This window comes from Enterobacter sp. 4974935 (genome assembly GCF_058661735.1).
Genome location: NZ_JBZWGT010000003.1, coordinates 894350 through 909344, shown reverse-complemented (window position 1 = coordinate 909344; position 14995 = coordinate 894350). Strand labels below are relative to the sequence as shown.

Genomic DNA, 14995 nt, shown 5'->3' with positions numbered 1-14995 from the left:
GATAGATATAGCGATAACATCGGGGTTTCGGCCATAAAGTTTAATTTTTTACAGTGCAGGCGACAACGAAACCACCACGTTAATACACTCTTACACGCTTATCAGGCTATTGACTGTGGCAATCGTGATAATTGCCATCACTTATGTGCGCTTTTCCAGGAATATAAAAAATTATGAAAAAATAATTTAGTCATTTCCTTTTCATCCGATTAATTCAGTATGCGCAACAGACATCGCATATTTAACTGGCGAATGCCGTCGTTACTTTATTTAAAAGGATATTGATATGGCCCAGGTCATTAATACTAACGCATTGAGCTTGATGGCTCAGAACAACCTGAACAAATCTCAGACTTCTCTGGGTACTGCAATTCAGCGTCTCTCTTCCGGTCTGCGTATTAACAGTGCGAAAGACGATGCAGCAGGTATGGCGATCTCTAACCGCTTCACCTCTTCTATCCGCGGCCTGACCCAGGCAGCACGTAACGCCAACGACGGTATCTCCCTGGCGCAGACCACCGAGGGCGCGCTGGAAGAAGTAACCGAGAACTTGCAGCGTATCCGTGAACTGACCGTTCAGGCAAAAAACGGCACCAACTCCTCTGACGACCGTGACTCCATCAAAAAAGAGATCTCTGCACGTCTGGACGAGATCAAACGTATTTCTGAAACCACCAACTTCAACGGCGTTAACGTTCTCGATGGTTCCAAAGATAAACTGACCATCCAGATTGGCGACAAAGATGGCCAGACCATCGACATCGATCTGAAGAAACTGGACATCGACTCCCTGGGTCTGGATGGCTTCACTGCGGCATTCGATAAAATTGCCGGCTCTGCGGGCGCTACCAGCGAATACACCAAGGCAGCTACTGCGAAAGCAGCGGGCGACGATACGGGTATCAGCACTAGTGCCGGTAACTGGAAAGTTGACGCGGCTGATATCACCGCAATTGAAACGGCAGTGGGCGCAGCAGCAGGCGATGTCGAACTGTACGTAGCTGATGGTGAAGCTTTCGCTTACGATAAAACTGCCGACAAAATGTTTAAACTGGACACCTCTGCTATCACCTTCAAGGATGATGGTGCTGGCAATGCGATCATTGACGGTGCTGTACCAGCGAGTGCTGCAACGGAAGTCAGCGCGCTGGATGCCGATATCCTGTTGAACGGTCCATCAACGCTGAGCGATGCCACCAAGCTGAAAGAAGGCGCGACCTTCAAAGCTCAGGATGGTTCTGAAGTGAAGCTGGATCAGGCTAAGCTGGACGAGATCTCCAACGCGGCCTTCGGCGCTGACGCTGCTGACAGCAACATGCAGATGTTCTCCGTGAAAGACGGTGCAAACACCAAATACTTCGCGCAGAGCACCGACGCAAGCGGTAACACCGTGGTGAAAGAGCTGACCTTCGCAGATAACGCAACTGCACCAACCGTCGCGGATGCAGGCGCAGCGGACTCAGCGTTCATCAACACCGCCGCTAACGCTGCCGCAGCCGACGACCTGCTGGGCAACCTGGACGCAGCCCTGACCGAAGTGACCAACTTCCAGGCTGACCTGGGCGCGATTCAGAACCGTTTCAGCTCTATCATCGCGAACCTGAACACCACTGTGATTAACACCACCGAAGCACGCTCCCGTATTCAGGACGCTGACTTCTCCGTGGAAGTGTCCGCAATGAGCCGTTCTAACATCCTGCAACAGGCCGGCGTATCCGTTCTGAGCCAGGCGAACCAGGTACCTCAGAACGTTCTGAGCCTGCTGCGTTAATCCCGAAAAGCCTCAACATTTTACGCGTATCCATTGCGCGTTAGCCCTCCCTGTCGGAGGGCTTTTTTCGTTTTGCCCCCCGCCGCTTCTTCTCCTGAATCGTTCACATCCTGCCCTGACGGTCTGTCAGGCAAGGCATAAATAATAAAAAGTATTACAAAATGCGCGGGCGAAAAAAGCCTAACAAAACAATATAAACATGCTCTCACCCTATTTCGAGACAAACGATAACCGACCATAAATAGCATGCAAAAAGTGCCATTGAATACGAAATGAAAGAACGAACGCGTCTCGTTCATTTATTATGAGCGCACCCCTTCGGTAAACGGCTCACCTCAACATTTTTTAAATGATATGACCAGTGAGATAAAATTAACCAACTCATTTATAGCGACTGCCGATATTTAATGTTAAAATCGTTTTCGCTGCACAGCGTGCACAGGGAGAAACTCCCTCCTGTGACTAATACATTTTTAAGCATTTAGCTTAACTAACTTGAGCAGTCAGCAAATGCCCGTCAGTCAATGCCCTTCACGTACTAAGCCTCAGAAAAATATGAATATAAGCGTCACCCCACTGCTATCGGGCCGCCAGGTTCAGCGAGAGGAATCACCGCATGCGCATCAAAATGGGAGGGCATTAACTTTATTTATCACACAAATACGCCAACCGAGGCCTGGCAATTATTAACATCGGCATTAATAACGTTAATACCTTTGAAATTTACCTTTAGCGATCCGCGAATAGTTGCGATATAAGCCTTAGGTAGCCCGAAATTGTTGCGCATTGTTAACGAAAAGACTTTACCCAATTAACATAAACACCCATTCAATTCACCTTATCTTTCATTACGAAGTATCAAGATATTATGGTCAATTACATTGCGATTGGATCGTTAGTGACGTTGGATTTGCACACGAGGTTACTAACACGAACGCGCGACGGCGAGTGCGTGACGCTGCCCGCCAGCGCCTGCCTCTGCCTTGCCGCCCTGGTGGAAGCGCAGGGACAAATTTTGTCTCAGGAACAGTTAATGGATATCGGCTGGCGTAGCGCTGGCGTTGAGGTCACGGATAATAGCGTGCGCGTTATGGTGAACAAGCTTCGACGCGCGCTGGCCTCGCTAGAGATGCAGGATGCTATTGCGCTGGTCGCCGTAACGCGAAGCGGTTATCGCCTGATTATTCGTGAAGAGAGCCCGCCGGAACCCTCGGCTGACAGCGTTGAGATCGCCCCCACACCGCAGCCGCCTGAAATGCCGGTGGAGGCTACGCCTCCTCCCCCCTCCGCTACGCCAGCACCGCGTCGAAAAAGACTTTTGCGAAGCGCTGCGTTCGCGGTCTGCGGCATGCTGATCGGTATTCTTACTGCCATATCCGTCAAAAATGCGTTTGTCCCCAGCCCACAGAGCATCGAGTTTATCCTCTGGCAGGGAGAAGGGATCCCCCCCGGACATATCGTGATGGTGCAAAAAAACCGAATAAGCCAAACAGAACTTATTCAGGCAACGCTGCACACCTATACCGAATATGTACTGGAAAGACGCGTCCATTACAGACCAGGTAAAATTTTATACATCACTACCGGCACGGGAAAGATAGATAAATATCAGGCAGTTATTGCCTGTCAAAAACCCATTCAGGAGCAAAAGAATGACTGTGAATCGTTCTATTTTCATCTTTATTAAACGCCCGCAGGTCCTCTTTGCTGGCGGCCTGATGACAGGTTTAGCGTTAACGATCGGGTACACGATCGCCACGTCGCCGCTGCGACAGACGTGCTTTGCCCCAGCCTCGTTTTATACTATCAAGGACGAAAACAACGTGACGCTGGCGCGAGGAATTTATCGCTCATACCGCGATGGACTTCATGAGGGACACACGACCTATAGCGGTAATATCCGCCATTTTCAGAACGGGAAACGTGTAGGGCAAGCTTCCCCCGTACAGCGCAGCGTGAGTTATACCATGTCCTACTCCGGCAACCTGCTGCATCTGACGGTGCTTAGCCACGCCCGTCGGCTGGGCGATCAAAGCAACGAAAAAGAGGTAACGGATTACATTTTTCCGCAGCTTAAGAGCGGCGATACTTCCACCAGTTCCCTCTATTTGCTGGAAAACAGCATTCTGGCATCGGGTACGGAGACGGTAGTCAGGATCGCCTGCACGAATTAAGCCCTCAAACCAGCGCTTGTATTAGCCCGCTCAGGATCCCGAAGCCGTGGCTCATAAGACGTTCAAAGAATGGAGCCAGCGTTTCGTCGATAAGCAACAGTGCCAGCATGCCGAAGGTTAGCGTGAGCGGGAATCCTACTACAAAGATCGAGAGCTGCGGGGTAAGGCGGTTTAGCAGCGCAAGCACCATGTTTATGCTCAGCAGCAGGGCTATCACCGGGAGGCCCAGGATCAGCCCCTGACTGAAGATGAGTCCGGCATGATTAACGAGGTAAAACATCCCGCCAGCATGCAGCGGTTCAGCGTCAATGGGGAGAGCCTCGAAGGTCTCAGCCAGCAGCGAAAGCAACCACAGATGGCCGTTAAACACCAGAAAGAGCAGCATCGCCAGCATGTTTAGCAGGCGAGCGATCACCGGGCTGTTACCGCTGCCCGGGTCAAAGAAGGTGGCAAACGAGAGTCCCATCTGCATCCCAATGATCTCGCCCGCCAGGCGAACGGCGGCAAACAGCAGCTGCATCGTCAGCCCCATCGCGGCGCCGATGAGCACCTGCTTAGCCATCGTCCAGACGCCCGCCCAAGAGTAAAGTCCTATGTCGGCGTCAGGAACCAGACCGCCCAGAAGCAGCGCGAGGGTTAAGGCCAACGCCGCACGCAGGCGGGCGCTGATCGCTTTCTCGCTAAAGACTGGCGCAACATGCAGTAGCGCCGAGATGCGCACCATCACCAAAAAGTAATGGCTCATCAGGGCGTAAAGCTGTTCAAGGGGAAGATTAAAAATCATCAGCCGATGGCGTAAGGAATGCTGGCGAATAACATGCGCGTGTATTCAATAAAGATTTTCATCATCCACGGACCGAGCAGTACGCCGACGCCCACGATCATCAGGATTTTAGGGATAAAGGTCATGGTCATTTCGTTCACCTGCGTCGCGGCCTGAAGAATACTGATAATCAGACCGGTTGCCAGCGCGACCAGCAAAAGCGGGCCCGCAATCATTAGCCCAACCTTGATAGCTTCCATGCCCAATACCATGACGCTTTCGGGGGTCATACCAGGCTCCTATGAGTAAAAGCTTTGCGCAAGCGAACCGACCAGCAGTTGCCAGCCATCCACCAGGACGAACAGCATCAGCTTAAAGGGCAGCGCAATCGTCGCTGGCGGAACCATCATCATCCCCAGTGCCATCAGAATGCTGGCCACCACCAAATCAATAATCAAAAACGGAATAAAGATGGTGAAACCAATCTGGAAGGCGGTTTTCAGCTCGCTGGTAACGAATGAGGGCACCAGAATACTCAACGGCACGTCCTCCGGGCCGGTAAGGGCCGGTGTTTTAGCTATGCGGGCAAACATCGCCAGATCGGCTTCACGAGTCTGCTCAAGCATAAAGGCCCGCAGCGGTTTCACGCCTTCCTTCAGGGCCGTTTCCATGGTGATTTTATTGGCCTGCAACGGCTGCCATGCCTGTTCATAGATCTGGTTGAGCACGGGTGACATCACGAAAAAGGTCAAAAACAGAGCCAGCCCCACTAATACCTGATTAGGCGGCGCGGTCGGCGTACCAAGCGCGTTGCGCATCAATCCCAGCACGATAACGATACGCGTAAAGCCAGTCATCATCAGCAGTACCGCAGGGATGAACGTGAATCCACTGAGCAGCAGCAGCGTCTGAATCGGTAGCGTCCAGCCTGCACTGCCCGACGAACTGGCCAGCGTAATGTCGCCGTTAGCGGCAAGCGCAGACGCAACGGGCAGCAGCAGACCAACGCCCGTCGCGGCACGGGCAATCAACAAACGGTTCATTTTTGCTCACCACCCGAACGGTATTTATGAAGAAAGTTATCCAGCATGGCGGGAAAAGCCGCTGAAGGAGCCGCCTGCTCAGGCACCTCTGGCCTGTCCTGTACGGTGAGACAGCTGATGTGCGTCGCGGTAACACCCAGCACCAGACGCTGTTCGCCCACGTCAACCACCACCAGCCGTTCGCGCGAGCCGAGAGGTTTACTGGCCACCAGCGATACCGCACCCTGGCTTTCGCGGGAGCAACGCGCCAGCCCGCTGCGGCGGGCGATCCACGCCAGCAGTACCATCAGCATAATAATGAGCATGAGCGTACCGATGACCGATAGCGCGATTGCGCCGCCAGAGAGCACGTTTGTGCTCCCTGCGGCAAAAGAGGGTTGTACTGCGTTCATTAGCGGCTCAGGCGATGCATTCGCTCGGATGGGGTAATAATATCGGTAATACGAATCCCGAATTTATCGGACACGACCACCACTTCGCCCTGGGCAATAAGGTAGCCATTGATCAGAATATCGAGCGGCTCGCCCGCCAGGCCGTCCAGCGAAACCACGGAGCCCTGGCTTAAGCGCAGCAGCTCTTTGATAGTCATTTTTGTGCGGCCCAGCTCCACGGTCATTTTGACAGGGATATCCAGAATCAGGTTCATCTCTTCAGAAAACTGAGGAACCGCGCTTTGCTCTGTACTTCCCGCAGCGTTCTGCTCGTTCAGCGCCTCACCCCAAAGATTGTCCATAGACTTATCTTCAGATCCCGACGAGTTATTCATGTCGCTCATGGGGAAATCACTCCTTATTGAAAGTTTTTAATGCTGGCTGATTCATCTGATCGACCTTCAGAGCATATTGATTATTTACAGAGCCATATTTCGCGGTAAATACCGGCACGCTGCCGACGTTCGCTACTATAAACTCCTGCTTATCCAGCGGAATAATGTCGCCTTTTTTCATCTTCATTACGTTCGACAACCGCGTGTTGATGTCGGCAAATTGCGCCACCAGCTCCAGCTCGGTTTCACGCATCTGGCTTGCCAGCATGCTGCGCCACTCAGAGTCCTCATGGCGCGAATTATCCATCGGTGGATTGCTTAACAGTTCGCGCAGAGGCTCTATCGTGCTGAAGGGAATACAAATATTGAACTCCCCGCGATGCGAGCCGATTTCCACGGAGAAAGGCGTGGTGACGACAACATCGTTCGGAGAAGAGGTGATATTGGTAAATTTCACCTGTATTTCTGAACGGATGTATTCCGTCTTAATTTTATAAATAGAGCCCCAGGCAAACTCATACGCCTCGCGTGCCATTGTCAGCATACGGTGGATCACCCGCTGCTCGGTCGGGGTAAATTCCCGCCCGTCCGCCTTCGTCGGGAAACGCCCGTCTCCGCCGAACAGGTTATCCACGGCCATAAATACCAGACCGGAGGAAAAGGCCATCAGCGCGGTCCCACGCAGGGGATTAAGGTGCAGCAGGTTCAGGTTGGTTGGCACCGGTAAATTGCGGGCAAACTCATGATACGGCTGGATCTTGATATTTCCCGCCGTAATATCTGAACTGCGGCGCAGCAGGTTAAATAACCCCATCCTGAACTGTCGGGCAAAGCGTTCGTTAATAATTTCCAGAGAATGAAGTCGCTCGCGAATGACGCGTCGCTGGGTATTGGGATCGTAAGGTTTAATTCCCGCATCTCCCATGCTTCCATGGAGGTCATCGGGACTCTCCGTATCAGCATTGAGCAGGCGATCGATCTCATCCTGTGATAAAAAACTATCAGCCATTGTGTTTACCGCAGAATAAATTCATTAATCAAAACGTCAGTGACGTTAATCTTTTTGTTGAACGCCAGCGGTTTTTTAAGCTCATTTTTGATGTTGCTAATCAGCTGGCGTTTGCCTTCATCCGTAGAGAGCGTTTCATACGTTTGCTGAGAAAGCAGCATAAACAGTCGGCTACGATATTCCGGCAGGAATTTCTCAAGCACCTGTACGGATGACGTATCGCCAAGCCGTACGGACAGCCCAATATAAAGCACGCGATCCGACTCGTGCTGCGTCGGGGTCAGGCTCACGGTAAAGGTATTCATCGACACGTATAGCGGTTCAACTTGCTGTACCGCCGGGGCTTCATGCTCACTTCTCGAATGGTTGTCCGTCTGCGCGTGTGCATATTTCATCGACCAGAACAGATAGCCTGAAAAACAGCAGGCTGCGAGGGCAATCAGAAACATTAGTATTAACAGAAGCGAGCGCGACCCTCCGCGAGCCGCAGCATTTTTATTTTTGTTACCCATTACGTAAATCCAATAAAATAAGAGAGGCAGCAACCTGCCCCTCGATAAATACGGCGGACATTGTAGTCCATTTAATCAGCAGAATAATCAGGAGATAAAATTTCATTCCTGTCGGCAATTCAACAATTCAGACAAAAGTGTTAATGCCGTATATATTTCCTTGCGTCGATGTTAATAATCCCGGCACATTGTCTTCCTCCACGAACACATTGTCTGCGCCTTGAGCGGTATGCTGCTCTTCAGGGGGCTGACGTCCCTGCTCACCACCGCCAGTATGAGGTCGATCGGGGCTCACGCTCGCCTGGCCCAGCTGGAGCCCGGTTTCCGCTAAAGCGGCCCGCAGGTGCGGTAGCGCAGTCTCCATCATCTGCCGCACCTGAGCATGTTCGCTGACGATATGGATCTGCGCCTGGTCCTGCTGCACGCGCAAAGAGATATGCAATGAGCCCAGCTCCTGAGGATGCAGGCGAATCTCCGCATTGTGCAGATTGTCGCGGCTGAACAGGGCAATATGTTGGCTCACCGACTGTTTCCATTCGGGCGACTCCAGCGGATAACGGACGTTGACCACCTGCTGTGAGACAGGCTGACTGACCAGTCGCGCCGTTGATGGCTCCATCACAACGCTCTGAACCGTTGCATCGCACGTAGCGTGCTGCGATGCGTCTCCCTGATGAGCCGTTAAGCCTGGCATCACGGCGCTGGCGCCTGGGGCTTTCCCCCCTAACGCCTGTGCCTGCACCTGGAGAGGGGAATCTTCTTGTCGGGCGGGCTTCAGCTTAAGATCGTCAACAGGGATCGCTAAGGTCGCTTTATCGCCAGCGATCACTTCTCGGGGCAGACTCGTCTCAGCAAGGGTCGAGGCCTCTGTAGCAGCGCTCCTCGCCTGGCGGGTGACGATCTGCTGAAGCTGCCACTGCGGGTTTTCATTACCGGGAGAGGCGCTGATTCTGACCTCCGCCAGCGTGTCATCGTTCGCCTCCGGCTCAGCTGCCGGTGGCAAAGCCGGCTGCGGGACAGGATATCCCTCATGACTTACCAGTTGCGCCTGAACGTCCAGGCCAGGCAACAACAGCCCCATCTGTGCCAGCCTGTCGTCGAGCGTAAGAGCAAACTCCTCGCCGATGAGTTTTCCTTTGCCTGCTCTCGTCGGCGCTCCGCCGGACAGCAGAGCCGTAATATCAATATTCATAGCCTTTCTCTTTTCTGTCCGGCACGCTGGGCGAATTCGTCCATCATTTTTTGATCCTGGCGGCTCTGTGCCATGGCCAGTGCGGCCTCGCGGCGGTCGATGAGGGTCTCAAACGCATTAAGGCGCTGCTTTTTCTGTAGCCACTTCTCTTTGGCCTGGTCCACGGCTTGTTCGCAGGTGGAAACATGTGATTCGTGCTGCTTCACCACCTGGTTAAGTGACAAAATGAAAGACTGTTGATTAACCAGATCCGCCATCGACATACCGCTGCCGAGCAGCCCCTGACGCAAAGATTGCTGATACTCGCGCTCATAGTGCTGAAGCTGTTCGTGCTGGGCCACGGCTTCCATAAGCGTCTGCTGGACGCTGCCGAGAGCGCGAGTGGTCTCCGTAAGCTTTTCCTGAGCCATGTCACGCAGCATGACCATTGGATTATTCACTTTCACGTTTTATCCCGCCTGTTCAACGATGTCAGGGAAAAGCTGGCTCAGCGCGGCAATGGCCTCGTCGTAACTGCTCCGCTCGTGTATTGCCTGATGCAGGAAGGCTTCCAGCGCAGGATACTGATCTATCGCCCTGTCGAGCAGCGGATCGCTACCCTTCACATAAGCGCCTACGCTGACCAGATCCCGGTTGCGCTGGTAAGTAGACAACAGCTGCTTAAAACGCTGAACCTTGCGGTACTGGACATGCGGGATCAGCTCCGTCATCGCACGGCTAATAGAGGCTTCAATATCAATAGCAGGATAATGGCCCGCCTCAGCCAGGCGACGCGAAAGCACGATATGGCCATCGAGGATCGCACGCGCCGAATCGGCGATCGGATCCTGCTGATCGTCCCCTTCGGTCAGTACCGTATAAAAGGCGGTTATCGATCCGCCGCCACGCATGCCGTTACCGGCACGCTCGACCAGTGCGGGCAGACGCGCGAATACCGACGGTGGATACCCTTTGGTTGCGGGCGGTTCACCGATAGCCAGCGCCACTTCACGCTGCGCCATGGCATAGCGCGTGAGGGAGTCCATAATCAGCAGAACGTTCATCCCGCGATCTCGGTAATCCTCGGCAATACGGGTGGCGTATACCGCCCCCTGCATGCGCAGGATCGGCGAGACGTCAGCAGGTGCGGCGATCACCACCGCGCGTGAAAGTCCCTCTTCGCCAAGGATGTTCTCGATAAAATCTTTTACTTCACGCCCGCGCTCGCCAATCAGCCCGACGACGATGACGTCTGCGGTCGTGAAGCGGGCCATCATGCCGAGCAGCACCGACTTACCGACGCCCGAGCCGGCAAAAAGGCCCATACGCTGTCCCCGGCCAACCGTCAGCAGGCCATTTATTGCCCTCACGCCTACGTCGAGCACGGACTTGATGGGATCGCGATGAAGCGGGTTAAACGAGGGGGTAAATAGGCCGGCCACGGGTTTTCCTGCCGCTGGACGTCCATCCAGGGGGCGGCCCTGTGCGTCAAGCACGCGCCCCAGCAGGTGTAACCCCACCGGCAGCTGTTTACCCGCTCCCTTATCGGACTCTGGCGCGTACACGCGCGCACCGGGAAGAATACCGTCAACATGTTCAAGCGGCATAAGATAGAGCGTCTGACCGTTAAACCCGACCACTTCACACTCGACCGGTAAGATAGCCTGCCCGGTCTGACGTTCAACAATGCACAGCGCGCCTATCGGCAGCTTCAGGCCAACGGCCTCCATCACCAGCCCGGTTGCGCGCGTCAGCTTGCCGTACTGACGAAAGCGCGGGAGCTCGCCGAGCTTCTCTTCCACCCGATCCATGACGGAAAGCCAGTTTTTTAACTGCTGGCTCATTGGGACAGTTCCTCCCGGGCGAGCTGACAGAGAGACTGCCAGCGCGTTTCCATTGTGGCGTCATACTCCACGTCCGGCGTGACCACACGGCATCCCCCTGCGGCCAGCTGGGGATCGCTTTGTAAGGACCAGCCCATCGAGGAGAGCGTCTCGCCGATCGACTGGGAAACCATGGGCAGATCCTGCGGGTTCACATGCAGTTCGATCGGGCCGTTGAACAGGTTATCCTGCTTCATTAACTGGCGGATCTGCGCAAGCAGAGCATGGTTATCCGCCACGCTCAGGGTGCCGTACAGCTGCTGTACCGCGGTCAGTGCCAGCTGAACCAGACGACCGGGAATAAGGCTATCGAGATTCGAAAGCGCAAGCTTGCACTGCGTCACCCACTCTCCGGCCTGGAGCAGCAAAGCCTGCTGTTCGGCGCGGGCCTGTTCCAGCCCCTGCGCCAGACCCGCCTCGCGGCCCTCTTTCAGACCGGCCTCATAGCCCTCGCGACGGCCCTCTTCTTTGCCTTGCGCCAGTCCCTGAGCAATACCCTGCTGTTCAGCCTGCTTACGCAGGCGTGCCAGCTCGGCCTTAAACTGTGCGTCAGAATGGCCGGTATCCTGCGTCTGCAACGGGACTTCAGCCGTTTCGTTTAACAGATCCTCAGGCTGCCAGCTGCGCCACTGAGCGGTGCCATTGGCATCAAACGTAGGCATCGTCGCTGCCTCCAATGATGATTTCCCCTGACTCGGCAAGGCGTCGAACGATGTTCAGAATCGTCTTCTGCTCGGCTTCCACCTGGGACAAACGCACCGGGCCGCGCGATGCCAGATCTTCGGTCATCAGATCCGACTGACGGCGCGACATATTGCGGAAGAACTTGGCCCGCAGCGCTTCGTCTGCTCCTTTGAGGGCGATGATAAGGGTTTCGCTTTCCACCTCCTGCAACAGACGCTGGATGCTGCGATCCTCGACATCCACCAGGTTTTCGAACAAGAACATCTCGTCGATAATTTTCTGCGCCAGCTCGCTGTCGAAATCGCGAACCGCCTCAATGGCGGCCTCTTCCTGCTGGGATTTCATCAGGTTTAAGATCTCCGCAGCCGGGCGCACGCCGCCCATTTTGCTGCGCTTAAGATTCTGACCGTGGAGCAGACCGTTGAGTACCTCCGTCAGTTCCTGTAGCGCGGCGGGCTGAACCCCGCCGAAGGTGGCGATACGCAGCATAATGTCGTTACGTTCACGATCGTCGAATTTGCTCAGGACGTCCGCCGCCTGGTTACGCTTTAAGTGGACCAGGATTGTGGCGATAATTTGCGGGTGTTCTTCACGAATCAGATCGAATACCGCCAGCGGATCCATAAAGTTGAGCGTTTCGATCCCGTTTCCACCCTGGTGGGTATCCAGCAGATCCTCAAGCAGCGTTGACGCACGCTCTTCACCCAGCGCCTTAACCAGCACGCTGCGCAGATACTCGTTTGTGTTAAGGCTCAGCGCGGCATACTCGCTGGAGTCATTTTTAAAGTCGCGCAGCACGGCGGCCATTTGATCGTGAGTAAACCCCGCCATGTTGACCATGGAACTGCTGATGGTCTTCACCTCATGCGCGTTAAGGTGCTTAAAGACTTCGGCGGCCAGGACATCGCCCAGCGTCAACATAACGATGGCGCTTTTCTCTGCGGCATTCATGATTTGAGCTCCTGATTCATCCACTGACGAATAACCAGCGCAATAACCCGCGGCTCTTGTTCCGCCAGTTCCCGTAGCTGCTGACTGTTAAGTTCCGTATCCACGCGCTGCTGAGCGCGGTCACGCGCATCCTTCTCGGACGCTTTCTTGCGGGCGGCCAGCTCTTCCTGACGCGCCTCTTTTTCCATTTCCATGCGGCGCAGGCTGGTTTCCTGATGGCGGATCCAGGCCGGATGGACGAGCTTACGCCACATGATCCAGGCGATAATCGCAATAACCAGATAACGCGCAATCGCCATCATCAACTGATAAAACGTATCCTGCTTCCAGAATGGCGGGAGATCCTCTTCCTCAACCCCGTTAAACGGCGAGTTCAGGATATTGACGCTGTCTCCGCGTGAAGCCGTATAGCCGACAGCCTCCTTAACCAGAGCATTAATACGGTTCAGCTCAGCCTCACTCAGCGGACCCGGCTTCCCCTCAGCGCCTTGCGGCAGGTGGTTTATCACCACCGCGACTGAAAGACGATCGATGCGTCCCATAGCATTTTTGATATGGGTTAGCGTGCGATCGACCTCAAAGTTGGTGGTCTCATCGTTGTGATTGTTGTAGGGCTGTGAACGGTCATTTCCGGTGCCTGCGGTATTGGTCTGAGCGGCAGGCTTGTCAAGCGGCTGCGTAAGTGGTGCAGTGGCTGGTGCTGGCGGCTGATTGGTCAGCGCACCCGGTACGCCACCGTTGCCGCGTCCGTTACCCTGCTCGGACTGGCTCGTCTGGCGGCTTCGAATCACCATTTTTTGCGGATCGGCGTTGGGCTGATACTGCTCCTGCGTTTGCTCCTGCTGGGTAAAATCAATCTGCGCCGTGACCTGGGCGCGAATATTTTTGCTGCCCACCAGCGGCGCCAGGATCCGCTGGATGCGCTGCTGGTAATCATTTTCGATTTCACTGGTGTACTTCAGCTGCGACGTTTGCAGGCCACGCAGACCGCTTTGGGTCAGCAGTTCGCCCCGCTGATCGACAATAGTGACATTTTCTGCCGTCAGCCCCGTCACGGCGCTGGAGATCAGATGGGTAATGGCAATGACTTGCCCTTCATCCAGGGTACGTCCCTGGATCAGGTTAACGGTGACGGAAGCCGTTGGCTGTTTTTGCTCACGCACAAACATCGTCTGCTTGGGTGTGGCAAGGTGAACGCGCGCCGTTCTGATCGGACCCAGGTTTTCAATAGTGCGCGCCAGCTCTCCCTCAAGCGCTCGCTGATAGTTAACCTGTTCGCTAAACTGGCTAATACCAAACTTTTCCTTATCCAGCAGCTCAAACCCGACGGAGCCACCTTTTGGCAGCCCCTGCTGGGCCAGCTTCATGCGCACTTCATGGACCTGCCCTTCCGGAACCAGAATAGCGCCACCCGGCGCGTCGATGCGGTAAGGGACATTCATCTGCGACAGCTGGGCAACGATGGCCCCGCCGTCCTCATCACTGATATTGCTAAACAACACGCGATAGCCTGGCTCTTTTGCCCAGAACATAAGCGCAATTAATACCGATACGGCAGCCGCGGCGCAAATGACCAGCGATAGCTTCGGGCTGGCGCGAAGCCATGACAGAGCCGATTTAATTCGGTCAGCCGGATTATTCGTTAAATCATTTAATGTGGCACTCATGCCGTGATCCTGTAAGAAATAGCACGCACAATAATGCGCGTCAGCGCCTGTGATATCGCAGGGCTGATAACGACGATTTCAAATTAAGAGAAATTTTCAGGCGGGCATTATCGTCTGAAAGGCCGATTTTTTAAGGATAAATAAGCTTAAAGTAATGTTCGCTTATTGGATTTTATGGCCATTTTGCCTACGTGTTAAACTACCAACGTTTAAAAGATAGGTAATAAATGTGTGTTTTTCCCTTATTAATTCAGGAAGTCATCAATGTCAGCAACATTAATGCGTGGCGTACTCGATCAAATTAACGCTCAGTCACAGCAAATCGCCGGCATGAGCCGAAACCAGCCTGCCGCGCTGAAAAACACGCCGTCGTTCTCTGACATTTTATTTAACAGCATCAACGAAATTAATGAAACTCAGGTTAACGCGAAAGAAATGACGCAGCAGTGGATGTCCGGCAGTAGCGATATTGGATTAAATGACGTAATGCTGGCAATGCAGAAATCCTCCATTTCTTTTAGCTTCGGTGTGCAAGCGCGCAATAAAATGCTCAGTGCCTACCAGGAAATCATGAATACCCCGGTATAAGGCATCTCTCTTT

At 54.0% G+C, this 14995-nt stretch carries 17 protein-coding genes; 4 read left to right on the top strand and 13 right to left on the bottom strand.

Translation table 11 applies throughout. The annotated features are described in order from the left end of the window. Positions 1-286 precede the first annotated feature (286 nt). The 3 genes from AC4OVS_RS05555 to AC4OVS_RS05545 all read left to right on the top strand — a co-directional run bounded on the left by AC4OVS_RS05555 (position 287) and on the right by AC4OVS_RS05545 (position 3945). The gene (locus tag AC4OVS_RS05555; protein WP_323633801.1) at positions 287-1771 is read left to right on the top strand and encodes a flagellin N-terminal helical domain-containing protein; all 1485 of its coding nucleotides are present in this window, start codon (positions 287-289) and stop codon (positions 1769-1771) included. A gap of 952 nt (positions 1772-2723) precedes the next feature. Beyond that, the gene (locus AC4OVS_RS05550; RefSeq protein WP_230373034.1) at positions 2724-3458 is read left to right on the top strand and encodes a transcriptional regulator; all 735 of its coding nucleotides are present in this window, start codon (positions 2724-2726) and stop codon (positions 3456-3458) included. Next, positions 3424-3945, top strand: a complete 522-nt coding sequence (locus AC4OVS_RS05545; protein WP_180243126.1) for a hypothetical protein — start codon at positions 3424-3426, stop codon at positions 3943-3945. The genes AC4OVS_RS05550 and AC4OVS_RS05545 overlap by 35 nt, the downstream gene beginning before the upstream one ends. A 4-nt stretch (positions 3946-3949) precedes the next feature. Here the strand turns inward: AC4OVS_RS05545 and fliR are convergent, their stop codons facing one another. From fliR to fliF, 13 genes are all read right to left on the bottom strand, one after another. Next, positions 3950-4729, bottom strand: coding sequence for a flagellar biosynthetic protein FliR (gene fliR / locus AC4OVS_RS05540; protein ID WP_180243127.1), 780 nt, complete (start codon positions 4727-4729; stop codon positions 3950-3952). After that, positions 4729-4998, bottom strand: coding sequence for a flagellar biosynthesis protein FliQ (gene fliQ / locus AC4OVS_RS05535; RefSeq protein ID WP_017692822.1), 270 nt, complete (start codon positions 4996-4998; stop codon positions 4729-4731). The genes fliR and fliQ overlap by 1 nt, the downstream gene beginning before the upstream one ends. Positions 4999-5007: 9 nt before the next feature. After that, entirely contained in the window at positions 5008-5751 is a 744-nt protein-coding gene (gene fliP, locus AC4OVS_RS05530) for a flagellar type III secretion system pore protein FliP (protein ID WP_063865288.1), read from the bottom strand. Then, positions 5748-6143, bottom strand: coding sequence for a flagellar biosynthetic protein FliO (gene fliO, locus AC4OVS_RS05525; protein ID WP_063865289.1), 396 nt, complete (start codon positions 6141-6143; stop codon positions 5748-5750). Before fliO ends, fliP begins: the two co-directional genes overlap by 4 nt. Next, entirely contained in the window at positions 6143-6526 is a 384-nt protein-coding gene (gene fliN / locus AC4OVS_RS05520; protein WP_063865290.1) for a flagellar motor switch protein FliN, read from the bottom strand. The genes fliO and fliN overlap by 1 nt, the downstream gene beginning before the upstream one ends. 7 nt (positions 6527-6533) lie before the next feature. Beyond that, positions 6534-7526, bottom strand: a complete 993-nt coding sequence (gene fliM / locus AC4OVS_RS05515; protein WP_063865291.1) for a flagellar motor switch protein FliM — start codon at positions 7524-7526, stop codon at positions 6534-6536. A gap of 5 nt (positions 7527-7531) precedes the next feature. After that, the gene (gene fliL / locus AC4OVS_RS05510) at positions 7532-8038 is read right to left on the bottom strand and encodes a flagellar basal body-associated protein FliL (RefSeq protein WP_064909795.1); all 507 of its coding nucleotides are present in this window, start codon (positions 8036-8038) and stop codon (positions 7532-7534) included. A gap of 127 nt (positions 8039-8165) precedes the next feature. Further along, positions 8166-9230 carry a flagellar hook-length control protein FliK gene (locus AC4OVS_RS05505; protein ID WP_491922242.1) on the bottom strand — a complete coding sequence of 355 codons (1065 nt, stop codon included), beginning with the start codon at positions 9228-9230 and terminating at the stop codon, positions 8166-8168. Next, positions 9227-9658: a flagellar export protein FliJ gene (fliJ, locus tag AC4OVS_RS05500; protein WP_491922754.1), complete on the bottom strand. Its 432-nt coding sequence runs from the start codon at positions 9656-9658 to the stop codon at positions 9227-9229. Before fliJ ends, AC4OVS_RS05505 begins: the two co-directional genes overlap by 4 nt. Positions 9659-9679: 21 nt before the next feature. Beyond that, the gene (gene fliI / locus AC4OVS_RS05495; protein ID WP_491922241.1) at positions 9680-11053 is read right to left on the bottom strand and encodes a flagellar protein export ATPase FliI; all 1374 of its coding nucleotides are present in this window, start codon (positions 11051-11053) and stop codon (positions 9680-9682) included. Next, positions 11050-11754, bottom strand: a complete 705-nt coding sequence (locus AC4OVS_RS05490) for a flagellar assembly protein FliH (RefSeq protein ID WP_491922240.1) — start codon at positions 11752-11754, stop codon at positions 11050-11052. Before AC4OVS_RS05490 ends, fliI begins: the two co-directional genes overlap by 4 nt. Beyond that, on the bottom strand, positions 11741-12727 hold the full coding sequence (fliG, locus tag AC4OVS_RS05485; protein ID WP_063865299.1) for a flagellar motor switch protein FliG: 987 nt from the start codon (positions 12725-12727) through the stop codon (positions 11741-11743). Before fliG ends, AC4OVS_RS05490 begins: the two co-directional genes overlap by 14 nt. Continuing rightward, entirely contained in the window at positions 12724-14394 is a 1671-nt protein-coding gene (gene fliF / locus AC4OVS_RS05480; RefSeq protein WP_491922239.1) for a flagellar basal-body MS-ring/collar protein FliF, read from the bottom strand. The genes fliG and fliF overlap by 4 nt, the downstream gene beginning before the upstream one ends. A 264-nt stretch (positions 14395-14658) precedes the next feature. Between fliF and fliE the strand changes: the two genes are divergently transcribed. After that, on the top strand, positions 14659-14982 hold the full coding sequence (fliE, locus tag AC4OVS_RS05475) for a flagellar hook-basal body complex protein FliE (protein WP_063865301.1): 324 nt from the start codon (positions 14659-14661) through the stop codon (positions 14980-14982). Positions 14983-14995 lie beyond the last annotated feature (13 nt).